The organism is Shewanella psychromarinicola (assembly GCF_003855155.1).
GTDB classification, from domain to species: Bacteria; Pseudomonadota; Gammaproteobacteria; order Enterobacterales; family Shewanellaceae; genus Shewanella; species Shewanella psychromarinicola.
The window spans coordinates 415,258-440,252 of the sequence record NZ_CP034073.1; the positions used below are offsets into that span (position 1 = coordinate 415,258).

Annotated in this window: 21 protein-coding genes and 1 tRNA gene; 11 read left to right on the plus strand and 11 right to left on the minus strand. The window is 41.6% G+C overall.

Annotation, left to right across the window (positions count from 1 at the left end; genetic code table 11):
• Positions 1–729: 729 nt before the first annotated feature.
• From EGC80_RS01700 to EGC80_RS01720, 5 genes are all read left to right on the plus strand, one after another.
• The gene (locus EGC80_RS01700; RefSeq protein ID WP_101032925.1) at positions 730–1,149 is read left to right on the plus strand and encodes a hypothetical protein; all 420 of its coding nucleotides are present in this window, start codon (positions 730–732) and stop codon (positions 1,147–1,149) included.
• A gap of 32 nt (positions 1,150–1,181) precedes the next feature.
• On the plus strand, positions 1,182–1,472 hold the full coding sequence (locus EGC80_RS01705; RefSeq protein ID WP_124014268.1) for a hypothetical protein: 291 nt from the start codon (positions 1,182–1,184) through the stop codon (positions 1,470–1,472).
• 97 nt (positions 1,473–1,569) lie between these two features.
• Complete coding sequence (rluA, locus tag EGC80_RS01710; protein WP_101032927.1) at positions 1,570–2,247, plus strand: bifunctional tRNA pseudouridine(32) synthase/23S rRNA pseudouridine(746) synthase RluA; 678 nt, start codon at positions 1,570–1,572, stop codon at positions 2,245–2,247.
• A 100-nt stretch (positions 2,248–2,347) separates the two neighbouring features.
• Positions 2,348–2,809 (plus strand): transcriptional regulator AsnC, encoded by a 462-nt coding sequence (asnC, locus tag EGC80_RS01715; RefSeq protein WP_101032928.1) that lies wholly within the window; start codon positions 2,348–2,350, stop codon positions 2,807–2,809.
• Between the two features lie 295 nt (positions 2,810–3,104).
• Entirely contained in the window at positions 3,105–6,968 is a 3,864-nt protein-coding gene (locus EGC80_RS01720) for a S8 family serine peptidase (RefSeq protein ID WP_124693450.1), read from the plus strand.
• A 102-nt stretch (positions 6,969–7,070) separates the two neighbouring features.
• Here EGC80_RS01720 and EGC80_RS01725 read toward each other — a convergent pair whose 3' ends face one another.
• Both EGC80_RS01725 and EGC80_RS01730 read right to left on the minus strand, forming a co-directional pair.
• Complete coding sequence (locus EGC80_RS01725; RefSeq protein WP_101032930.1) at positions 7,071–7,769, minus strand: hypothetical protein; 699 nt, start codon at positions 7,767–7,769, stop codon at positions 7,071–7,073.
• Positions 7,770–8,892: 1,123 nt separating this feature from the next.
• A tRNA-Leu gene (locus tag EGC80_RS01730) sits at positions 8,893–8,977 on the minus strand.
• A 474-nt stretch (positions 8,978–9,451) separates the two neighbouring features.
• Here EGC80_RS01730 and EGC80_RS01735 point away from each other — a divergent pair.
• A complete protein-coding gene (locus EGC80_RS01735) occupies positions 9,452–9,583 on the plus strand; it encodes a DUF3149 domain-containing protein (protein WP_124014266.1) in 132 nt (43 codons plus the stop codon).
• A 198-nt stretch (positions 9,584–9,781) separates the two neighbouring features.
• Here the strand turns inward: EGC80_RS01735 and EGC80_RS01740 are convergent, their stop codons facing one another.
• A complete protein-coding gene (locus EGC80_RS01740; RefSeq protein WP_407695561.1) occupies positions 9,782–10,390 on the minus strand; it encodes a superinfection exclusion B family protein in 609 nt (202 codons plus the stop codon).
• Positions 10,391–10,889: 499 nt separating this feature from the next.
• Between EGC80_RS01740 and EGC80_RS01745 the strand changes: the two genes are divergently transcribed.
• Entirely contained in the window at positions 10,890–11,201 is a 312-nt protein-coding gene (locus EGC80_RS01745; protein WP_124014265.1) for a hypothetical protein, read from the plus strand.
• Positions 11,202–11,565: 364 nt separating this feature from the next.
• Here the strand turns inward: EGC80_RS01745 and tcdA are convergent, their stop codons facing one another.
• Complete coding sequence (gene tcdA, locus EGC80_RS01750; protein WP_198554758.1) at positions 11,566–12,369, minus strand: tRNA cyclic N6-threonylcarbamoyladenosine(37) synthase TcdA; 804 nt, start codon at positions 12,367–12,369, stop codon at positions 11,566–11,568.
• A 605-nt stretch (positions 12,370–12,974) separates the two neighbouring features.
• Between tcdA and EGC80_RS01755 the strand changes: the two genes are divergently transcribed.
• Entirely contained in the window at positions 12,975–14,027 is a 1,053-nt protein-coding gene (locus EGC80_RS01755) for a porin (protein ID WP_124014269.1), read from the plus strand.
• A gap of 170 nt (positions 14,028–14,197) precedes the next feature.
• Here the strand turns inward: EGC80_RS01755 and EGC80_RS01760 are convergent, their stop codons facing one another.
• The 5 genes from EGC80_RS01760 to EGC80_RS01780 all read right to left on the minus strand — a co-directional run bounded on the left by EGC80_RS01760 (position 14,198) and on the right by EGC80_RS01780 (position 19,029).
• A complete protein-coding gene (locus tag EGC80_RS01760; protein WP_124014264.1) occupies positions 14,198–14,500 on the minus strand; it encodes a putative quinol monooxygenase in 303 nt (100 codons plus the stop codon).
• A gap of 25 nt (positions 14,501–14,525) precedes the next feature.
• Complete coding sequence (locus tag EGC80_RS01765; RefSeq protein WP_124011585.1) at positions 14,526–15,650, minus strand: ISAs1 family transposase; 1,125 nt, start codon at positions 15,648–15,650, stop codon at positions 14,526–14,528.
• Between the two features lie 133 nt (positions 15,651–15,783).
• Entirely contained in the window at positions 15,784–16,242 is a 459-nt protein-coding gene (locus EGC80_RS01770; RefSeq protein WP_124014249.1) for a GNAT family N-acetyltransferase, read from the minus strand.
• A 59-nt stretch (positions 16,243–16,301) separates the two neighbouring features.
• Positions 16,302–17,933, minus strand: a complete 1,632-nt coding sequence (locus EGC80_RS01775; protein WP_124014248.1) for a DHA2 family efflux MFS transporter permease subunit — start codon at positions 17,931–17,933, stop codon at positions 16,302–16,304.
• A gap of 1 nt (position 17,934) precedes the next feature.
• On the minus strand, positions 17,935–19,029 hold the full coding sequence (locus EGC80_RS01780) for an HlyD family secretion protein (RefSeq protein WP_124014247.1): 1,095 nt from the start codon (positions 19,027–19,029) through the stop codon (positions 17,935–17,937).
• A 96-nt stretch (positions 19,030–19,125) separates the two neighbouring features.
• On the opposite strand from EGC80_RS01780, the gene EGC80_RS01785 reads away from it, so the two are divergent.
• Positions 19,126–20,064, plus strand: coding sequence for a LysR family transcriptional regulator (locus EGC80_RS01785; protein WP_124014246.1), 939 nt, complete (start codon positions 19,126–19,128; stop codon positions 20,062–20,064).
• 267 nt (positions 20,065–20,331) lie between these two features.
• Complete coding sequence (locus EGC80_RS22810; RefSeq protein WP_267898631.1) at positions 20,332–20,454, plus strand: hypothetical protein; 123 nt, start codon at positions 20,332–20,334, stop codon at positions 20,452–20,454.
• Positions 20,455–20,934: 480 nt separating this feature from the next.
• Here the strand turns inward: EGC80_RS22810 and EGC80_RS01790 are convergent, their stop codons facing one another.
• Both EGC80_RS01790 and zntR read right to left on the minus strand, forming a co-directional pair.
• Entirely contained in the window at positions 20,935–22,431 is a 1,497-nt protein-coding gene (locus EGC80_RS01790; RefSeq protein WP_124014245.1) for an SO_0444 family Cu/Zn efflux transporter, read from the minus strand.
• A gap of 2 nt (positions 22,432–22,433) precedes the next feature.
• Positions 22,434–22,895, minus strand: coding sequence for a Zn(2+)-responsive transcriptional regulator (gene zntR / locus EGC80_RS01795; RefSeq protein ID WP_101034756.1), 462 nt, complete (start codon positions 22,893–22,895; stop codon positions 22,434–22,436).
• A 308-nt stretch (positions 22,896–23,203) separates the two neighbouring features.
• Here zntR and purH point away from each other — a divergent pair, with 308 nt between their 5' ends.
• A complete protein-coding gene (gene purH / locus EGC80_RS01800) occupies positions 23,204–24,793 on the plus strand; it encodes a bifunctional phosphoribosylaminoimidazolecarboxamide formyltransferase/IMP cyclohydrolase (RefSeq protein WP_124014244.1) in 1,590 nt (529 codons plus the stop codon).
• Positions 24,794–24,995 lie beyond the last annotated feature (202 nt).

The window sequence follows — 24,995 nt, forward strand, 5'->3', positions numbered from 1 at the left end:
CCGCGATCGTTTATAACAATTTACCGCAATAGTCGCGCTCAAAACAGGGGTTAATTGTATGTGAATTAACGGTTATTGTCGTCAATATCACAGTGGATAAAGATGAAATTGTGATCCACATTACCCCTTATGGATAGCACCGACAATAATAACGCGGCGATATTGTTTGCGTGATTAACGCCAATGAAAAAGCCTATCGATTGGATTGGATCGCGTCTGTCATTGCAATATCTAACCGCAACGCTTTTTCCGACTGGAGGTAACGGATGATACTTAATGCTCTTTAGCAAACATAACCGCTTGTTCACCTGCAATACGTCCAAAGATCGCAATATCATAAATGGCATTACCAACTAACCGATTCGCGCCACAAACAGCTCACATCATGTCAGCCATTTAGGATAAAACTCAGCCCCCGTTTTCTGGCGCCGCATTGGCTATCCCCATGACACAACCGGACACTAAAAAAGCCAGCACGGATGTGGACCATTGGTTCATCAACCTATTCTCAGTTCACTCTATTTGCAATGATTAAACTAGCGCCGATCTAAAGAGGTATGCCGTTGGCAAGAACACACCACAAAAGCCATCCTCTGCGGAGAGTTAATGCTATCAAGACTGAATAAAATGAGTAATGACACTGATATTGGAAAGAACTGCTGCTCATATCACTGTTTTTATGCATTGAAATTGTTAATGTTAGCGTAATGTTAATACTCTAGCGAAACTATGAATCATAAAAAAGATTTGCCTGTATCAAGCCTTCGATTTTGGATTGAACGAATAAGTAAAACCTCACTCAGGGCTTTACATATTATTGGGGTCGTGGGCAGTGGTGGTGGCATGATCTTCAATCTTGAACTATCTCTGTGGTTTAATTATTGGCTTATCGCAATCACATCTGGCGTATTATTAGTGAGTTGGGAGATCATTAGAGATTGGCGGTGGCTAATTCAACTCAAAGGAGTGTTAACCTTACTAAAAGTTATACTGTTAGGATTGTTTATTCAACTAAGCGAATGTAAATCGGAATTAGTCATCTTTATTATTCTATTATCTGTTATTGTATCCCATGGACCGGCTGGATTACGCCACTACTCGATAGTGCATCGGAAAGTGATTCAGAGCAAAAAAGAAATAAAAGGCTAACTTGCCACAATAGATGACTTTAAGGACATGGGATGTTCCCTTACCCAGATCAATATCGCGTTGCAATGCCGCCAATGACTACCGCTTTTATGGTGGTTTGGGCACTGACTAGTCACGCCATTTTTGTCGATGCTAGTCCGTTTTCACTCTATCCACTGCTGGTGCTATTTCCCGCAGTCATAGGCGCGCACCTGCATTTAATTTGGCTAGCAAAAGGCATGAGTCGTCTTGATCAATGTTTTTATGCATTGGTGCATATTCCGCTCGCGTTCGTAGTGTGGACATTCACCATCATGCACGTCAACGGCCATGCATTCTCTTAAATCGACGCTTTCGCCTTATCAGTAGTATATAATTCAATGCTTACACATCATAAGCCCTAACGGTCTCTCTGCCGCGAATTGAATCACGAGAACAACTATGGACGATTTCATTTACAACCCTCCAACCACTCCATGGCTAGATATTGTATATCAAGACAAAGATATTCTTGTCGCAAATAAGCCCTCAGGACTGCTATCGGTTCCAGGAAGGGAAGCCATTTACCATGACAGTATTTATTCTCGTGTTTTAGCACAACATCCTAATGCCCACATTGTGCACAGGTTAGACATGGCAACCTCAGGGGTCATTGTCGTCGCACTTCGGCGCAATGCTGAGCGTGAATTAAAACGTCAATTTCGGGATAGAGAAACTGCCAAAACCTATTTTGCTCGCGTTGCTGGCCATATGAAGCCTAATATTACTCAAGTCAATCTGCCTCTGATTTGCGATTGGCCCAATAGACCCAAACAAAAAGTTGACCATACTATTGGTAAGGCTTCTGTGACGTTAGTTGAAGTCGTAAGCTATGGCGCTAAATCAACACTAGTGAAACTCACTCCTATTACTGGACGTTCACATCAACTTCGCGTCCACATGATGGCATTAGGCCACCCGATCCTTGGTGATGGATTTTATGCCGATCCTTTAGCAAAAAGATTATCACCTCGACTACTTCTGCATGCGGCAGCATTATCAATCACTCACCCTTACTCACAACAAGCAATGCATTTTGAATCCGCCGTCACGTTCATGGCCCCTACGGCAGATCAATAGTAAAATTAAACATTGTTAATACCCATGCGAATTTTAGTAGCTATTGTGCATTGAAAGTCGTAAATTTATGGCCAATTAATGGTTTGTAAGGCTTAATACCGTGGATAGCTCATTTCAACGTGACGAATTAGACAATCGGATTCTTACCGCACTTATGCAAGACGCCAGAACACCTTTTGCGGAACTGGCAAAACGTTTTAATGTCAGTGCAGGAACGATTCATGTTCGCGTTGAAAAAATGAAACAAGCTGGCATTATTACTGGCGCACAAATCACCGTCAATCCAAAGGCACTCGGTTATGATGTTTGCTGCTTTATCGGCATCAATTTAAAGAGTGCTGGCGATTATCCAGCTGCGATTGCCAAGCTAAATGAATTAGAAGAAGTAGTGGAAGCCTATTACACCACCGGAAATTACTCGGTATTTGTAAAGGTAATGTGCCAATCTATCGATGGATTGCAGCATGTATTGATTAATCGTATTCAATCTATTGATGAAATCCAGTCAACCGAAACACTTATTAGCTTACAAAATCCCATCGTAAGATCAGTAAAGCCATAGACTATGGAGGGCTTTACTGTCCTCCAGCACCACACCCCCTCCAATAATTGTCAAACCTCACAAATCAGTATCAGACCTACATCACAAATTTACACACATATGTTAACAACTATTTACTGCATTATTGGGTTTTGGTATTACTTTTGTTATTTTTTTGTGCTACAAATACTTCCGATGCGCCACAGAGTGCAACACAAAAGCGAAAATAATCTAAACATCATCACTGAATATTCATCGTGTTACAGCGATACCCCACCCCCCACATTGAGTGATGTCTAAAAACAAGGAAGAAGTTGTGAAGACAAAATTAGCCCTAGCCATTTCAGCTGCACTGATATCAAGTGCTACTTATGCGAATACACAATATAGCTCTAACCAAGCAGGCATTGAACTTCTGTCAGCTGAAAAAAACAACAAACCAGTGGTCAAATATAACAGCGTCGTAGCTCCTCAACGTTATATTGTCGAATTAGCGTCGCCTGCAATTGCAAAATATCAAGGTGGAATTTCCACTTTAGTCTCAACAGCGGTTAAAGACAAAAACAGCAAACTAGACATTCAATCAGCTCCAGTTAAAAGCTATGCATCTCATCTGAAGGCCGAACAAGCTGCATTTACAAAAGCCCTTTCAAAGGTTGCTTCAAATGCTAAAGTTGAGCGTCAATTTAAGACATTATTTAACGGTGTAACTATTGTTGGTCAAGGATTAACCGTTGAACAGATTATGGCTATTCCAGGGGTTATATCTGTCTATCCTGAAGCTATGTACAGCACTAACATGGATGCTTCACATGAAATAATTAACAGCGAAGCGATGTGGAATGCTGTTGAGGGCATGGAAAATGCTGGTAAAGGTATTCGTGTTGCCATTATTGATGGTGGTATTCGTCCTGAAAACCCAATGTTCTCAGGAGAAGGTTTTGCCGCTCCTACAGCTATGATGCCAACTGATGACTACTGCTCAACTGTGGATAGTTCATTTTGTAACGATAAACTCATTGTTGCACGTTGGTCACAGCCTACATTCCCTGTATGTGCAGATGAATACATGAGCCCATTAGGGTTTGGTGGTCACGGAACTCACGTTGCAGGTACTGCTGTTGGTAATAAAGTAGAAACAACATTTAAAGGCATTGACGTTACATTATCGGGCGTCGCTCCAGCCGCGTATTTAATGGCATACAAAGCACTTTATTCTACAGAAGACTGTAGTGGTGGCAGTGGTTCTAACATCATGCTGATGGAAGCATTAGAACATGCCGTTAATGATGGCGCTGATGTTATTAACAATTCATGGGGTGGTGGCGCTGGCGCAGATCCTTCAAGTAGCCCATACAAAACAATGTTTGAAGCTGCAGAAGCTGCAGGTGTTGTGGTTGTAAGTGCCGCTGGCAATGATGGTAGCGCCCCTAAAACGGTAGGTTGCCCTGGTTGTATTGAGTCAGGTATTACAGTTGCTAACAGCACGACAGGCCGTTACTTTGCTAACAGCTTTAATACTGGTGGTGATGATTTATTAGCGATTCCTGGATCAGATACCATCATTGATATGGACATCTCTGGACCAGTTATTGCTGCATTTAATATTGATGCTGAAAACGCTGAAGGTTGTGATGTATTTGCTGCAGACTCATTTAAAGATGGTATTGCACTAATTTCACGTGGCATTTGTAACTTTAGTGACAAAGTGACTAACGCTGAAGCTGCTGGCGCAACTGCCGTTGTTGTTTATAACAACCGTACTGGTGCACCTATCCCAATGTCAGTACCGGGTATTACCTTCCCATCAGTTATGATTTCCCAAGATGACGGCATGGCGATTCTAGATTCAATGGGAGACAGTGCGACTCAAGGTACTATTGGCGCTGAAATTAAGCGTATTATGGTTAGTGGTCTTGCCGATACAATCAATCAGTCTAGCTCTCGTGGTCCAAATGGCAATGAGAACATTCTTAAGCCTGATCTAGCGGCTCCAGGAACTAACATTTTATCGGCTTTCTCACCTGATGACGGTGGAGAAGACTTTAATATGATTACTGGTACGAGTATGGCTAGCCCACATGTTGCAGGTGCTGCTGCACTTTTAAGTCAACTACATCCTACATGGTCAGCAATTGATATTAAAACAGCGCTGACATCAACATCTAAAATAGATGGGATTTTAGATGACGACGCATCTACACCGGCAACACCTTTTGCCATGGGTGCAGGTCGTATGGATCTCGATGCAGCAGCAAAAGCAGTATTAACGTTTGATAAGCCTTCTATCGCTGCTGACTCGTGTGTAGGTATCTGTACATTTACTCGTACGGTTTACAATAAAAGTGATGAAAAATCATCTTGGGCACTTTCTGCAAGTTCTGATGCTGCAGGCCTAATGATTTCACCAACAACGCTTGAACTTGAAGCCGGTGCATCTGCAACCTTCACCGTCACTGTTGATTCAACATTCAGTGAATATGGTGAGTGGATATTCGGTAATGTCATGATCTCTAGCACTGAAGGTAAGCAGAATGCTCATCTTCCATTGGCGGTACTCGCTAAAGAGTCAAGTGATTCATCATTAATCTCAGCGTTTACAACTGACACTGATATTTCTGTTGCTGATCCTTTCACAATAAAATCTGTTGTGAATAACACTATGTTTGAAAACACGGTAACTCTGACGGCTACGACTCCTAAAGGCACTAAGCTTACATCAAAAGATGATGTATCTGTGGTCCTGAACGGCGCCTCGCAAAATGGTCTATCTGTTGATGAAAAAACTGGCGTAGTCACTTGGGTTGGTTCAATGGACTTACCTGAAATGGTCACGACTAGTGGCACAGGTACATATCCTAATATTACCGCTCTTGGCTTAAGTCAAACACCTGCTTGTTTAGACGGTTGTGATGAAACTTCATTTGTATTTAACGTACCGGCATTTAAATACAATGGACAAACTTATACCGCAATTACTATTTCGGATAACGGCATAGTCATTCCTGGTAATAGTTCAACAGCAGGCACTTATGCTAATAAAGAACTACCTGATAGCTCAAATCCAAATAATATCCTTGCACCATTCTGGTCAGATTTTGATTTAAGTGATGGTACAGTTGGCGATACTGGTGGTGGAGCAATATCTCTTGGTGTCGTGAGCACTGGAACAGCTTCATTCTTAGTTGTTGAATGGAATGATGCGCAACTTTGGAACGATGCTTCTGGAGATAAATACAGCTTCAGCGTGTGGTTAAAAACGGGCGATACTGAAGAAGTCACGTTTAACTACTTCGATATTCCTGGTATGCCAGCTAACGTAACCATTGGCGCTGAAAACATCAGTGGTAGCATAGGTACAACTCATTACTTTAACGGTGTAGGCACATCTGTTACCAATGATGACTGGGTTGAAGTAAGATCAACTACTGCAGGTAGTGTTGAGCTTGCTTATAAAGCAATGGTTACTGAGTTTAGCTTCGGCCAAGCTGACGCCCCTTCACTTGATGAAGATACTTCTATGGAAGGTAATGTATTAGATAATGATACTAAGCCAGACCAAAAGGTCGCTCGTACTCAAGTAACCGGTGATGGCATGACAGCTAAGGCTCAACGCTTAATCGATGTGTCTCCTGTTGGACAATTAGACACTGTTGTTCTTGTTGATGAAGTGACTAATGGTGAACTCACCTTAGCAGCAGATGGTGCATTCACTTATACACCAACAGCAGACTTTACTGGCACGGATACATTCTCTTATACATCAACTGATGAAGAAGGGAATTTGAGCACGCCTACACAAGTTGTTATTACGGTAAATAACGTTAATGATGCTCCAACGGTTGCGCCTTCAGGAATGAATAGCGCTGGTGGATTCGTAGTAACAGCAAAAGCAAATGGTAAAGACATCGATGGTGATGCTTTAACTTATAATTGGGTTCAAACTGGTGGTAAGAGTGTTAGCTTTACCAACGGTGGTCCATCAATTCTGTTTACTGCTCCAGTTGGTGATGACACCTTCACGTTTACCGTAACCGCATCAGACGGTGAAATGACAAGTGCACCGGGTACAGCAACCATTAATATCAACGAGGAAGTAGAGCAATCTTCTGGTGGTTCTATGGGTTGGTTAACGGCACTATTACTACCATTAGCTGCATTACGTCGTCGTAAGCACTAATAATAGTAATCATTAATTTGGCCTTGCCAAAATGATGTAAAAAAACCAGCTGTTAACAGCTGGTTTTTTTATTGGCTAAAGCAATAGACTTTATAAGGTTAGTTATTCATTTTCATCCGATTCATCAGCATGAGCTGAGGCTTCAAACTGCTCTACATTCGCAAATTTACCGAACCAAAAATCTGAGCTGATCATCTTAAACTGACGGGATAAGTCTTCACTTGATACTGATTCTAATTGCCACAATATCCCAGGAGCTTCTGGGAAATGGGTACCCGTGATTTGATCTTCATATAATCGATGTAATAACGCATCGGGAGATAATCCGGATGCCAGAAGGCGGACCATAGCAGCATGCAATGACTCATCAAAAATATTCAAATCTTCGGCATCTGTTGCAGTAACATTAACCATAAACTCAACACCAGAAGGCTCGGCAAATACACCATTAAATGCTTCTCTCAATAATGAATAAGCACTAAAAAAACCTTCATGAAGCAAGCAGTCAGAATATTCCTCCCACATTCTGTCACCCATCATGTCATTACTTAACTGATCAATTTTACCTTCAGGCAATTCACTGAATAAATGAGTCAAGACGATTTTAGCGGCTTCATTTGGCTCTAAATCATTTAGAGACATCATGCACATTTCTCTAAGTTCAGTAGCCTCCATTCCTTCTAAATCATCATTTAAGCCCATAATAGCCATCAATTGAAGGTATTCTTCATTTGACCAGGCATTAGGGATCTTATTGATTTTACGAAAAGAACCAATTTGAACATTAAATTGTGCTGGCATGGAAACTCCTTCTTATCAGCGTCAAAAAGTGACGCACATAGGACAAACTAAAGCCCCGCATGTACGATCGCAAGACTGTATGAGAGGGAAAACAACGCACATCAGATCACACAATACCTAAAAACATATAAGATACTGATAAAAAAGGGTTTATTTAAAATATAAAATATCCATAATTATATTAAACTTTGTTTATATGACCTTAGTTTAGCGCATAAATACAACAAATCATTTCTAGGTCATTTATATTTAGTATGTAAATTGGATTACAAAGAACAGAATTCACCTGTGATGATTTACCATTAATGTCGCGTCTTATAATCAGTCACTCGCGACATTGTTAACTTTATCAGCAATACAACCGCGGGCATCATCCCTACGGCATAAAGACGCATACTCTGTAGGGTCGGCTCAAAGGAGTTTTCAAGATACACCCATATGGGTTCGTACTCTGACGGTGCTTTGGGTGCGGCACAAAGGGAGCAACATGTAAAAAACGACTGACGTTAACATGGTATATTGGGCCATTGATGTGGATCGACTCTTGCTCATTCAAATACTGATGCTTGGTATACCCCTTGGTCACACCCTGCCGCCAGCTTGTACTTGATAGAAACGCATTACCAGGAACGATTTACGCAGGTTGGCCAAATACATTATAGTCACGAGGCTGCAATACCGCCCCCCATTATGGCATCTATTAAGGTATCGACACTGGCCAAGTGGTTACGTAACTCATGCTAAAACAGTAATTGATTTCCCAAGCAGCCCACATAGGCTTGCATGTTAATAGTCTAGTTACCAATATAGGTTTTTTCAACGATCCTACCAAGCGTCACTTCAGGCTCAAAACGACCGACATAGTAATGTAGAGCCACCGTATCATCTTGTTTTTTAATTTACTTAAAGCGATTACCATTTACATCATAACTAAACAAACTACTGAGACTATTACGCGCAACACTTGGCCGTTTACCTTGGTATTTATAGCTTAACGTAACCCCATCATCTGTTAGCGTCAATGGTAGAAGAAAATAGTGTTTACAAGGATATTAGTCATAAAATCAATAAATTAAGAGCATTAAAAAGCCCCGTTCAATTAAGAACGGGGCTTTTTAAATAATGGTACCTGAGGTCGGACTCGAACCGACACGCCGCGAAGCAGGGGATTTTGAATCCCCCATGTATACCAATTTCATCACTCAGGCAAAGATTTTAAGCTATTTTAGCTTTGCAAAGTAATCTGATTAGTCCAAATATCTTTGCAAAACAATTTTAGTGAATTGACTCTTTATGACCAACACTCAAGTATTATACTTACTCAAATATCGATACTCAATGCGATTATATTTATCTGAGTATAGCCATGTCTTTAGGCTGCTACTGAGTTACTGTGCAACTCAAACCACGTATCAACAAAGTTTGTCACAATTAAGTGTTGGCGATTATACCTTTGCATTTAATAATCGCAAGCCCTTTACCTATTCTTTTCTATAAAAAACACTCAACTGCTCAAAAGTCATTCATAGTCCTAACTGAGATGAAACAGAGGTGTTTTGTGAGTTAAGAAGCAATTTTACAAAAAAATAACATCACGACGACTAAAAATTGATCAAGATCAGTATTGCGGTGTAATTTTGACTTTATGATGATCATGATTTCACATTCCGAGGATAAATATCATGGCATTTTGGTTAGATTTAATGTTTGGTAACGCTATAGGATTTCTTTCTATGATGGTGATCTTCTGTACCTTCGGAATAATGTCTTATCTAATGTGGATGTTTGTTGTGAAGTCTGCACCGACTAAGTGAGTAGCTTACTAGGCTAAGTTTTTTACTGCTTATTATTCATAATCATTATGGATACTTCCTTGCGAATGATAAATTGGCGACAAAACACATGAAGTGTTTTTATGCCAGATTGGGGGCTTTATAGGCCCCCATTTTTTTATCCACTCAGACCGACTTCTAACCGCAACTAACCACAACTAACCACAACTAACCACGATATTAGGCTGCATGCTTGCGCGATTGAACCAAGCCATTAATAAAATGTGGTCGCGTTTTGATCAGATAATTCATTTCATCTGCACTCGGCTCACCAGCAGGTAAACGTAATACATCACGATTTAAATAATTACGTGCTTGCATAGAAATTTTGTATTCCGCCGTTGGGCCTTGTATAGCATAGTGACGTTCATTGCCTAGCATTTCGAGTATGCTAGTGTTAACTAAATTTTTAACCGCCAACTCATTTTGCGGCAAGGTTAAAATAGTCTGCCCTTGTAAAAAAAATTCACGTAGCAAGGCTCTTTCTGCAGGATCAAGTAGTTTTACTTTTACTTCAATAGTCTCTACTGTACGTTTTTGACGTAAATATACGATGGACTCATCGACAACAAAGGCAAAAATTTGGCTTAAAAAATAGGCCACACCAATAATTAAGCCTAAGCCAATAAACTGACCATATTCGCTAACGAGTTTGTCTAACGATAAACTCGCCAATAAATATTTAGGCGCAAACAGTAAGCTGGTGCAGGTTACGATAATCCAAGACATTACACTTACGAACAAACGTTTACTGTTCAACATCTTAATTGTTCCTGTTTTCATTTTCATCAGTGATCACCCGCAGTGTCATATTTTTGAACTTATAGAGTTAAAGCAAAATATATGCCATAAATTAGTAGGTAGCCTGGTATTTATGTATGTTTTCCACACTAGATTTGGCCTATCCGACTACGCTTTGAGTAAAAGTATCCCATTGAAATTAACACCATCGAAATTCACTGTAAAATCAGTATTTTGGCAGGTAAATCATCTCCATGATTTTTCATATTGAAGAAAATAGACTGATCGTTATACGATAATGAAGACAAAGCTCTATGACTCGAAAATTAACGCTTTCTATCGTATATTGAGTTGTTTTATGACTATGGTGACAACGGCTTATTAGCTCGGGAGTGATGAGTAAAGTGACCTAGGCGGAATGGACCGGGAGTTTTGGATATAGAAGTAGTACATATAGACCTGCTAGCAGTCGGTATATATGTCATTGATGAACGTTTTTATCAACACCCAACGCCATAGATTAAGCCAATAAGCACACATAACCTACATGTCTATCCGTGATGATAGTAATCAAGAATGGCACTTTGATGAATATAAGAAAACGGCCATCATCGAGAGGCCATTGCCCTCAATTTATACCAATAATGAAAATATTCCTGTTGCAACGCTCATCGAACAAGCCGATCTCAATGTCATTTACGATCATTTGGAGAATAAAGCACGCAAACACTCTTTTTACTCTTCGTTATTCTACTCTTCGTTATTCTACTCTTCGTTATTCTACTCTTCGTTATTCTACTCTTCGTCATTCTACTCTTCGTTATTCTACTCTTCGTCATTCAATATCTGCCATTACTGACGCCCTAATTTGGCCTAAACGATAGTGATATTTCTACCACTATATGTCGAAGTAACCATAAATGTTGATCAGGGGTTACCGTTATACCCGTTTGCTCACCCAAGCGATCAGTAACCTTATATCAATGTGTATTCTCGTGCTGTTAAACATGCTGCGCACGCGAAAACTCACATTAATGTGGTGACTGAACCCGATAGTATTCATCTGAAAATTTAAACGTAATAGCGCCGTCATTGCCAATGATATCGCCAAAGATATTTTTGAACACATCTTCACTGCCGCTTGGCGGACTAATGTTGGTGGTTAGCGACCTACTGATATTGGTAGAAACTGAAATAGAAGCCTTAAAGGTTTAATAAGCATATTAAGCGGACTTAGCGGCTAATTTAGTCAGCACACGACTAACAGCAACAAAGGCAAACGTTCCCGTTACCATGGTTATGGCGCCAAAACCAGAAGCGCAGTCCATTCGCATACTGCCTTCGGCATTTGCCTTAGTATTGCAAACCGTACCATCAGCTTGGGGATAGACTAAATGTTGGCTCGAAAATACCGCATCAACAGCAAAACGACGTTGGAGGTTTTTAGTAAAATTATAATCTCGGCGTAACAAATTACGCACTTTGGCCAATAAAGGGTCTTGTACTGTCTTAGCGAGATCGGTCACTTGTATGAGCGTCGGATCCGTTTGTCCACCCGCCCCACCGATGGTCACTAAAGGTATTTTATTGCGCTTACACCAAGCAATTAAACCTGCTTTGGGTTTGACGGCATCAATACAGTCAACCACATAATCAATATTGCCCTCTTGTGAGGCGGGCTTAAAATACTCAGCGAGATTTTCTAAACTAATAAAGTCTTCTACTTCATTAACCACACACTCTGGGTTAATTTCACGAATGCGCTTTGCCATAACCTCAACCTTTGACTGGCCAATAGTCGAGGTTAATGCGTGTATTTGACGGTTGGTATTAGTGACACAAATATCATCTAAATCAATGAGGGTGATCTGTCCTATACCACTTCTTGCTAACGCTTCTGCGACCCAGGTTCCGACACCACCGATACCCACAACGACTACATGAGCTTTCGAAAAAGTCGTCAGTGCTGCTTGGCCATATAAACGGCCGACACCCGCAAAACGATGAGTATAAGATTCTGACAACATGAGTTACGCCCTAATTAACAACTATTTTTCGCGGCCAATTTTATACGATTTATCCTCAAAGCTAAATGCTTGTCACGATTAGCTCAATATTAATCTTGTTATTGTCAGTTTGGGCTCCATGAAGAACACCAAATAGTCACATTTTTGAATAATCGATATTGATGATAAAAAATGATTAACTAAAATCTCCAAGTAAAAATCATTTATCAAAAAAAGTTTTAAACCCGTTCAATTAATGATCCGATTAAAATCAATATGTAAAATTTATGATTAAATATTCATAATATGTAAATTAATACGCCAAAAAATTACACTCTCGCAACCTTTGCGGTTGAGCGACAGCCTGTTTATAACCCAATAGAAAATCTCTTAAAGATCTAGATTAAAACAATTCAGTGACTTACATATACCAATGCCCGTGGTGGTCACAGATTTACATACCTATTTTCATCTGGTGCCAGTTTTTTGATCCAGGCCACACTTTGAAAGGAGTAAATCTGAAAAAATGTGCCCCAGATTGTTACAGAGTATAATCTGCAACAAACTTCACTAACTAAAACCATGAAAAATGGATATAGAACATAACGTTCTAGGGAGCATGAATGATGAAAAAGACTTTAATCTCTGCATCGGTAGCATCTGTACTTACATTAGTTTCTTTCGCTACACTTGCTGAAGGCCCAAGTTTCTATGGTCGTTTAGATTTGGCTGTGAGCAACTCTGATCAAGGCGCGACAACTCAAAACACTAAAGAAGGCACTGTATTAGAAAGCAACTTTTCTAACTTAGGTGTTAAAGGTAGTGAGCGCATCAATAACGATATTGAATTGTTATACAAAATGGAATTCCAAGTTGAAAACACTACTCAAACTAAAGACAAGAGTGGTGATAATGTTGTATTTAAAGCGCGTAATACCTATTTAGGTCTTAAAACTAATGCTGGTACAGTGTTAGTCGGCCGTAACGACACCGTATTCAAACAGATTGAAGGTGGTTTCGATGCATTTGGTAACACAAATGCCGATATTGATCGCATGATTGACGATCAAGATCGTGTCGCCGATGCTATTTGGTATTATTCTCCAATGGTCGGTGGTTTAGTCACATTAAATGCAACCTATTTAATGGAAGACAACTACACCGATGACGCCGGTAAAGATTCTTATGATGACCAGTATGCATTGAGTGCTACTGTTGGTGATAAGAAATTCAAAGCACACCATTTCTACTTAGCTGCTGGGTATAACACGATTAACGGAACTGATTCTTACCGTGGTGTGGCCCAAGTTAAATTAGGCGACTTTAAAGTTGGTGGTTTATTTCAAAATACAGAAAGCCAAACAAATGACCAAGAAGGTGATTCATTCTTAGTTAATGTCTCTTACAACCTAAACGGCGTAAATCTAAAAGCTGAATACGGTCAAGACGATGCAGGTTATGGTAAATACTTCAAAAACAGCGTTTCTAATGCTGGATCGGTTACTGGCACTGACATTAATGTAACCCAAATAACTGTGGGTGCAGATTATCGTGTATCTAAGTCAACTTTGCTTTATGGTCACTATGCAATGTATGAAGGCGATCATAAAGTTGCCTTAGCAAAAATTGATTTAGAAGATGACAACATCTTTACTGTTGGCGTACGTTACGACTTCTAATCATTCTGGTACTAGCTTCGGCTTAACACCTAAATGAGTTAAAAAATGCCAGTCTGTGAAGACTGGCATTTTTGTGTATGCAATATTGGTGTTTGCAATACCGTTTTGGCAATCTCAACTGATTGTCGATGTTAAACGGGGATAATAAACTGCGCAGTAAAAGAGTCCGGTTAAGCGATCACTTGATTAAACACTTCAACATGATGTGACTCAACCAGTTCTGGCATTACATGGTGAAAATAATGTTGAATAGCCTCTTTGGCGCAATGTTGATCAAATGCTGCACGATCAACAAACTTTTCAACAAAGGCGACTTTATTGTCGTCATCAATACTGACATTCAGTTCATAACGAATACAGCCTACCTCACGTCGAGTATCAGGCACTAAACTCGCCAATGCCGCCACTAAGGCGTCACGTTTGCCCGCTTTAGCCACAAATTGGGCCACACAAACAATTTGCTGGGTGTTAATTGCAGGGCGACCGCATGAGTGTTCATTATTTAGTCGGCACGCATAATCCAGCGATTAATACTTTCTCTAGAAATTCAGGATTCATTAAACAACGCTTTCGTTTACCAACAATGCTCAACTTTGTCGGTTCTTTTTGCAGCATGTTTAGAGACATGTGCCTTAAGTAAGCGAGATTTTCAGCGCCGTTATTTTTGTAGATCTGGCATGAATCTTCATTCATGCTGACATCCAGAACCCAGTGCATTGACTCGATCCCCCAATGTTCGCGAGTCGCACTTAAAGCTTGCTCTGCTGATAACACTTTCGAACTAATATAGTAACGATACTCAAGGCTCGCCGCCTTACCTTTAACAGCCCTAAAGCTTTCAACCATAACGATGGATTTTAGTGCTTCCCAATGTGTAAAATCACCGTCAAGTGCAGCTGAACTCAGCACATAGCAGGTTCGGTTTTCAATACGACCATGACCAGTTTCTATATTGACATGGTCATCACTTAAGCCAGCTGAACGGTGCGAACTAAACGCTTTATTTACCGCTTTAGCTAAGTTGCCTTGATTGTTTTTTACCGCCAATAGGTAATCGCCACCTTTGTCGACAATCGTTGTAGCAATAGCCGTTTGACAGCCCATAGCATCGATTGTCACTAGTGCTCCGCGCAGGTCTAGCATTTTCAATAAGGTTGGAATGGCTGTGATTTCATTACTTTTTTGCTCTGCTTTTAATTGACCCAGTACCAGCTTATTCGCTGAGGCATAAGCGCTTATCATGTGGATAGTGCTGCTTCGATCATCACGATTATATGACCCACGTAGCGTCTTTCCATCAATCGCAATGACTTCTCCATTAGTCAGCTGGTGAACTGATTTCATCCATGCGAGAAAACATGCATTAAAGCTATCAGGATCAATCATAGAAACTATCCTAGCAATGGTATCGTCAGCAGGGATCCCATCGATGAACATTTTTTGTTTTTTGAACCAAGAATGGTGACCAAGAATGTATTCTCGGATCTCGAACCAGCCATTGGAACTCGCAATAACAGCGCACAGCGAACCGAACAGTATATCGAACAGGGGATAGGTGACTTTTGCACTTTGGCGGTGGTCGTCAATGGCACTAAAATGCTGCTTGAATGATTCGATATACATAATCTGACTCCTGAAAAAGGAGTATAAGATCACAAGCACGTGATCAGGTCAATATCCTTCTAAAATCGCTCAAATAACGTTCACGATCTGGCCCTGGTGTTAATTGCGTAATCTGACATTATTTTTCCTTACATTAATAAATTAATAACATATCAAGATGCTCAATGCCGTCTTCAAGGTACACATCTGAATTCACAACAAAACCATGTTGTTGATAAAAATGACGTAAATAATCTTGCGCCCCAATCTGGATATTGTCATTGGGCCAATGTTGTTTTGCAATGGCAATAGCAGCTTGCATTAATTGATTAGCGGCGCCATGGCCTCGTGCCGATTTAGCGACAGCAACACGGCCGATACTGGCCTGAGGATAACTGATGCTAGGCGCTAACACGCGGCTATAAGCCACTATATTGCCGAGTTCATCTTGCCCCAGTAAGTGCCTTGTTTGCGGATGTTTATCTTTACCGTCTAACTCAGGATAAGGGCAATTTTGTTCCACCACAAACACATCGACTCGTAATTGTAATAAGCCGTAAAGCTGTTCAAGCGTCAATTCAGAAAAACCAAGGTCTAACCATTCTAATGTCATCACAAACCTTATTTATCTCTGCTCTACTCTCGTCATACTCGCACGCCATATTAGCATGATTAATGCACCTCGCTGGGCTCATCTGACTGGCTTTTTTCTGGTGGTTTACGGATAAATAGTACGGCTAATACGGCGATAAAAAGAAAACATGCCATAATAAAAAACACATCATTATAGGCTTGAATATACGCTTGTTGTGACATGTTTTTAGCAAGCAAAGCATAAGCCTGTGAATTAGCGCTCACCACATCAGACCCCGCCGTTTGCAGTATCGAACTGGTATGGGCTATATAGTTATAGGCTTGCGCGCTGACGGCAGGTAACGTCTCTTTAATATGCGCTAAATGAACCCTTGCGAGGTTATCGGTTAAGGTTGCTACCAACGCAATACCAAACGCCCCGCCTAAGTTACGCATCACATTGAGCACCGTCGATGCCGAGGCATTTTCATGTGCTTGAAGATGCATTGTCGCCAAAATACTAATAGGTACCAAAATAAACGGTTGGCCTATAGCTCGCACTATTTGCGAGGCAATCATCTGATCGCCAGCATAATCAATAGTCATATGGCTATTCATATAATAACTGGTCGCAAATAAAGCAAACCCAAACGCCGCTAAATAACGCGGATCAAATTTTTGCATTAATTTTGGCACTAATGGCAGCACCAACAGCTGTGGGAAGCCCATCCACATAATCACTTCACCTATTTCTAACGGGGTGTAATCATGAATTTGTGATAGATACAGGGGGATCATGTAAATCGCCCCAAATAGCGCCATACCCAGTAAAAAGTACGCCACAGTCGATAAGGCAAAGTCTCGCTGAGCAAGAAGACGAATATTAACTAATGGTTGCGCTTTACGCAGCTGGATCCAAATAAATAAACTGATATTAACCGCTGCAATAATAGCGAGATTACGAATAAGATCAGATCCAAACCAGTCTTTACGATTGCCTTCTTCTAAAACAACTTCTAGGCAGCCCATACCCAATGCCATGGTCACAATGCCAGCATAATCTGCGTTTTTTAACTTATCCCAAATAATCGGTTTTCGCTCTAAACCATAAGCTAACATCGCCATCACTAATAAACCTGGCGGGACATTGATATAGAATAAATAATGCCAGCTAAATTGTTCAGTTAACCAACCACCCAACGTCGGCCCGATGGAGGGCGCAAATGTGGCTGTCACCCCAAATAGCGCCATGCCTATAGCACGCTTATTATCGGGTAAATACTCAAGAATGAGTCGAAATGCTAACGGAATTAATGCCCCGCCAAAAAAGCCCTGTAAAGCGCGAAAAGCAATCATAGCTTCGAGGTTCCAAGAGAAGGAACATAATATAGAAGCGACAATAAACGCAGCGGTAGTCCACAGTAAATAGCGACGAGTCGATAACCCAGTGCTCAGCCAACCCGACAGCGGAATGGCGATCATCTCCGCCACTAAATAAGCGGTAGCAATCCAGCTACCTTCCTCTAAAGTGGCCCCTAAACTGCCTTGAATTTCTTTCATCGACGCATTGGTGATTTGAATATCCAAAATCGCCATAAATGCGCCAATTAATCCACCAGCAACGGCCACCCAAGATCGCAAACTACCACGCTGATAACCTATCGGTTTGTTATCCACTGTACTCACAGGACTGACTTCAGAAGTATTGACCTCAAAAGCTGATTGGCACATATCAATGCCCTGCAGTCGCAGATATAGCTTGGCCAACCAGCGCCTTAGCAAGTGCATGTGATTGTGCTGCAGACTCTGTATCGACTTCAACCACCGCACTCAAACCAGGTAGAATACGCCCTATAGCGAATGACGGTTGATCATGCTCAAGACGAATGCGCACCGAAATACGCTGGACAATCTTAGTAAAATTACCGGTAGCATTTTCAGTGGGTAACAAGCTAAATTTAGAACCCGATGCGGGTGCCAAACTGTCGATGAATCCGCTGAACTCATCATCAGGATAGGCATCTAAACTTACCTTAACGGTTTGTCCTGCTTGCATGTGCTCAATTTGAGTTTCTTTAAAGTTAGCCGTTATCCATACTTGGGTATCTGGCACTAAGCTAAACAATGCTTGACCAGGCTGAACATACTGACCGACCATTGCACCGCGCTTACCTATAATCCCTGAAAATGGCGCAGTAACGCGCGTATCGACCAGTTGAATATTAGCTAACTCGACACTGGCCATAGCCTGTTCTACATCCGCTTGCACTTGCAATAACTGAGCATTCAACACCGATAACTCACGTTGTTTAGCGACTAACGCAGCTTGCGCTTCATCAACATGCGCCGATGCAGAGTCGAAACCCGCCTGCAGTTGGTCAACATCATTTTGTGAACTGTAATTACTGACTTTTAATTTCTGTGAACGTTGTAATTGTTGCTGGGCAATTAATTGCTCAGATTGTGAGGCCACTACAGCAGCCTTAGCTTGATTAATTAACGCTTGCTGCAAGTCAACTTTCGCCGCTAAGGTTTGTAGGTTAGCTTGCCAGCTGGCTAACACCGCCTTACCTTGGGCTAGCTTGGCCACAAATTGGCTGTCTTCAAGTTGAGCCAGTAGCTCACCTTTGCTGACATGTTGATTGTCAACCACCGCAGACTGGACAATATAACCTGGCACTTTGACACTAATATTAGAAATATCCGCCTCAACATAGGCATTATCCGTTGACTCGATAAATCGAACTTGTAACCACCAATAAACACCTGCGACAACTAACACAGCGATAATACTTGGCACTAACACTAACCGCTTATTGATAGACATGTTTGACTCCTAATTTATTCTGCTCTAGTTTACTACTGTTTCCTTTAGTTTATTAGATAGTAAAAATTCAACCCACTGTTTCACAGGTGTAACAATATGGACCTCAATCGCGTTCAAATTTTCTCCCAAGTAGTAGAACAAGGCAGTTTTACCGGTGCAGCCAAAGCCCTGGGAATAACCAAAGCCACTGTGAGTCGCAAGGTTGCTGAACTTGAAGTTGATGCCGGGGTGCAACTACTGTTTCGCACCACAAGATCATTAAAACTGACTGAAGCAGGTTCGAGTTATTACCATCGCATCAGTAAAATTCTGCAAGATTTACAAAATGCCGAAGATCTCCTCAGCGCCAGCCAGCAAGAGATTAAAGGCAACTTAAAAGTGATTTGCCCTATCGAGCTCGGTCAATTATATCTAGGTCGTATTCTTGCGCAGTTTCTGGCGACTTATCCTAGTATCACCATTGATGCAGAACTCACTAATCGGAAAGTGGATGTGATAGAAGAAGGCGTCGATTTTCTCTTTCAAATTACCGAACAGCACGACCCTAAGCTGCAAAGTTACGCACTCGTCACCGCCAGTAGACTCTTAATGGCAAGCCCAAATTATCTCAAGCGTCATGGCACACCACAACAACCGCAAGATTTAATGAACCACACCGCGATTAAATTACAGTCTGCCCACATTGATGGTAGTTGGCGGATTTTTGATGGTAACCAATGGGTCGAACTCGATCCTCCAGCACAGCTAAAGGTTAATAATGTCACCTTTGCCCGCGAAGCGGCAATTGAAGGCTTAGGGATCACTGCAGTGCCGGTTTTTATTGCGCAAGAAGCCATCGATAGTCAACAACTGATCCCGATATTAGAAGATTTCCCGATGATGCAAACCAAGGTCACACTCAGCTTCCCACAGCGTGTTTATCTGCCGCGTAAATACCGCGTTTTCGTTGAATTTTTATATGCGGCCTTATTTGAACGCTGGGGTGAGGGTGTACTTGAAATTCCCGATTTTGTCCTGCAAAACAATCATAATTAAAGATGGCATTTTTAGCACAAAATAATCTATAGGATATATAGCTATTTTTAACTGGCTAGGTGCTAATATCAACTTACTAGGTGATTAATTTCGATTATAGAGGTAAGTTCTTTCACACAATTATTTGCAATATCAATGTTAAGTTTGGTTCAGTAAATTGTTAAAAGGCTAAGTGAGTATCTGGTGACTGATTAATAGGCACATTCGATACTGGCACAGAAATTACTATTTATTAGTCACGCATGATGCGTACTAGGAGTCATACCAATGAGCAAAGAACGTAATAATTCAAAAGAAGCGAAGAAAAAACCGGCATTGTCATTAAAAGAAAAACGCGCGGTTAAGCACGCTAAAAATGAACCTGAAAATTTTGCCAGTAAAATCAAATAACCTGTAACTGGTTTTACGTGTAAATAGCGGTTGTTACAGGCTATTTTGCGAGTCGCTTTTTTATAATCCCTATTTGCTTATAAAAAGCTTCATGTACAAATATTATCAGCAACATAAAAATACCGAACCAATGGCTCGGTATTTTTGTTAGTAGCTTATGTTAGTAGCTTATTTCACCGACATTAACACTTGTACTTCACTGCCACTTTAAACTGCCAAACAGATTTGTTGATGTCATAAGTATGGAAACTATAGGTCTCGATACTATCTTGCCCAAATGGAATAGAATAAATCCCTCCCCCCTTCGTAGCATGGTCGCATCGTAGTCATTAGCCACTACCTGAGCGCTGTTAAATCGTCGAGATTCAATTCCCCCCACATTGTTAGGTTAAGGTTCGCTCACTAAAAAAGCCAGTGACGTTATCACTGGCTTTCTGATTTTGGTTAACTCATGTTGGCAAACCGATTGAGATTAACTGATTATGAACAACAGCTTTTCTCTTTATTGCCTTTAGGGATCTTATCCCACAACACTTTTGCCATTAACACCGCAAGTACAATCCCAGCCACAGCGACAACACCTTCTGGTAATAAAGCGTGTTCTTCACCAATTTGCGGCATAACTTCAAAGCCAAAGGTGGCAACAAGATAATTAACGAGTACTCCAAATACCAAAGAGACGCCAATCACCCCGCCTAAATAGCCAAATAATGCCCGTTTACCTAACTCCTTGGTTACCACACCTAAGGTCGCAATATTAGTTGCCGGCCCTGCCATCATAAACACCAATACGGCACCTGGAGACACCCCAGCTAATAGTAGACCAGCAGCAATAGGTGTTGAGGCGGTGGCGCAGATATACATTGGGATCGACACTAATACCATCACTAGCATGGCTAAAATACCATCGCCCCATTTAACTAAAAAGTCAGCAGGCACGTAAGTCTGTACTAGCGCCGCAAAAAATAATCCCACCAGTAACCACAAGGTAGTGTCTCTGACTAAATCGGTGGCCGCATAATGCAGCCCAGACAAGACTCGACTGAACACGCTATTTTGCTTCAACTGCGTTGCTATGTCTTGAGTCGATGCGCAGCAGCTGGCTTCATCGGCGCTTTCGCTAGGTGGTTGGCTTGCTGTTGATGCGCAACAACTGCTTGCTGGTGCAGTGTCAACTTGTGACACGGTTTTACTACTGCAACAGCTTGATTTAATAGTTTCAACACTCGGTTCAGCTTTTTGTTTAGTGCTGCAACACGTTCCAGCAGGTTTAGGTTCTGCGGCCTGGTCAGCGGCTTTACTACCGCAACAACTACTTTGCTTTGCTCCTGTCACATTGCCAGCAAGTGGACGAGCTGGCGCCATTGGAGTCAAGAGCGACTTTGGCATAACTGCTTCGGATTTAATCGCAGTCATTTTTACACTGGCATTTTGCATTGTGCTAGTGGTTGTTTTAGATGGTGATGTTGATTCAGATGTAGTTGGTGATTTAGATCCACAGCATGACGAAACAGGCTTGGCACTAGCAGGTGAATCATTGGATGCTGTTCCGTTAGATGAAGCTGACGCGGCAATACCATCATCGTCATCACGACCCACTAATAAACCGGCCACAATTGCACTGGTAATGGCTGCAATAGGTCGCACAATGGCCATAAAAGGCCCAAGTAGCACATAAGATACGGTTATCGAATCAACCCCGGTTTCTGGGGTTGACACTAAAAAAGAGGTGGTCGCGGCTTTTGAAGCGCCAGAACGACGCAAACCCACCGCTGCGGGAATGACGCCACACGAACACAAAGGTAAAGGCGCACCTAATAATGCTGCTTTTACAACGGTTTTAATCCCGTGTCCACCAAGTTGCTTTTGCATCCATGCCATTGGCACAAATACCTTTAACAACCCAGCAAGCACCAAACCAAGTAACAACCAAGGCGCTGATTCTAAAAATAAGTGGATAAAATTGGTCAATAACATTGTTAATCCTTACGACCTGATTGGGCAAAGTGATGATGTTCTTTTTCAGCAATAATGTCTTTATCAGAGGACTCTAACGCTTCGAGTATTGAGCAATGTTCGGCACTATCATGGCCACCACAGCAAGTATTTGATAAACTTTTTAGTGAGGTTGCAAAATGCTGTAACTCGGCTAATTTGGCTTCCACTTGCTCAAGCTTGGTATCCACTAAGCCTTTAACATCAGCACAAGCGCGGTTGGTTTTATCGACTTCGATAGACAATAATTCTGCAATGTCATTGAGCGAAAAACCGACGGCTTTGGCTCGTAAAATAAATTTAAGTTGCTCGGAATCGCTATGGTTATACAATCGATATCCAGCATCAGACCGGCTTGATGGCGACAGCAAACCGTGCTTTTCGTAAAACCGTAATGTGTCAGCCTTAATGTCATACAAGGCAGAAAGTTCGCCTATTCGATACATAATATGTTCAACCATTGATTGCATAATTAACGTAAGTATAAACCTTAGAGTTTAATCCAAGGTCAAGGGTTTTTGAATGATTATTCTTACGTATCTTTGTTCTTATTTCAATATTGTGAAATTACACAGAAAAAACACCTAATAGAAGCTCTTTACGATAAAATACGCCCGCCTGATCACGATACAGATAACCTAGAAGGTGTAACCACAATAAGAATTCACGGTGAGGGACTTTGGTAAAGCAGACTTTTTGATGATTCTATTTTACGAAAGATCCTTTAAATCAAACTAGTGGACCCTGTACCTAAATGAATAATGTCAGACCAATTCGTCGCGCGCTATTAAGCGTATCAGATAAAACTGGGATCCTTGAGTTTGCACAAGCGCTGCATGCACAAGGTGTTGAACTCCTGTCTACGGGTGGTACTGCAAAATTACTTGCGGCCAATAACATTCCGGTCATTGAAGTTTCTGACTACACAGGTCACCCAGAAATTATGGATGGTCGTGTTAAAACACTGCACCCAAAAATTCACGGCGGCATTTTAGCCCGTCGCGGCATTGACGAAATCGTCATGGAACAAAACGCTATTAAGCCTATTGATTTAGTTGTGGTTAACTTATACCCATTCGCAGAAACCGTTGATAAGCCAGGTTGCACCTTAGCGGACGCGGTCGAAAACATCGACATTGGCGGCCCAACAATGGTTCGCTCAACCGCTAAAAACCACAAAGACACCACCATAGTGGTCAATGCCAAAGATTACCCCCGTGTGATCACTGAAATGCAAGCTAACAATGGCAGCACAACATTAGCAACGCGTTTTGACTTAGCCATTGCCGCCTTTGAACACACCGCCGCTTATGACGGTATGATAGCCAATTACTTCGGCACTATGGTTCCCGCACACAGCACCGATGAATGCCATGATGATTCAACGTTTCCACGCACGTTTAATTCTCAGTTTGTTAAGAAGCAAGACTTACGCTACGGTGAAAATAGTCACCAGAAAGCAGCTTTTTATGTAAACACCAATATAGATGAAGCCTCTGTTGCTAGCGCAATTCAGTTACAAGGCAAGGCACTGTCTTACAATAATATTGCTGACACAGATTCTGCCCTTGAATGCGTAAAAGAGTTTGAAGGCCCTGCGTGCGTTATCGTTAAACATGCTAACCCTTGTGGTGTAGCATTAGGTGCTAACCTGTTAGAAGCCTATAATCGTGCATTTAAAACCGACCCAACCTCAGCGTTTGGTGGCATCATCGCCTTTAACCAAGAATTAGACGCAGACACAGCGCAAGCCATTGTTGACCGTCAGTTTGTTGAAGTGATCATCGCCCCTAAAGTGAGCCAAGCCGCGCGCGACATCATTGCCGCTAAAGCTAATGTGCGATTACTTGAATGTGGCCAGTGGAATACTAAGACAACCAGCTTAGACTACAAGCGCGTTAACGGTGGATTGTTAGTGCAAGACCGCGACCAAGGCATGGTGAACTTAGCCGACGTTAAAGTGGTGTCTAAGCGTCAACCGACTGCAAGCGAACTAAAAGACTTAATGTTCTGCTGGAAAGTGGCCAAGTTTGTTAAATCTAACGCCATTGTTTACGCCAAAGACGGTATGACCATAGGTGTGGGCGCAGGCCAAATGAGCCGCGTTTACTCAGCCAAAATAGCGGGTATTAAAGCCGCAGATGAAGGCCTAGTGGTTGAAAATTCAGTAATGGCATCTGATGCCTTCTTCCCCTTCCGTGATGGTATCGATGCAGCCGCGGCTGCAGGTATTAGCTGTATCATCCAACCAGGTGGCTCAATTCGTGATGAAGAAATCATCGCTGCTGCCGACGAGCATGGTATGGCGATGGTATTGACTGGCATGCGTCACTTCCGTCATTAATAAACTCTGATATCAAATATGGGTATCGCTTTTCTATCGTGCTTTTAGCTAAATGATGTTTGCCAACGATATGACAAGCGATACTGTTTACATTTTGTGTTAAACGAATGAGAGCATAGCCATTTTTTCTGGTTCAATGAAAGCACATGCAGCTTATCAGTATAGGTGAGCATGCTTGAAGCAGAAATTGACACAATAACGC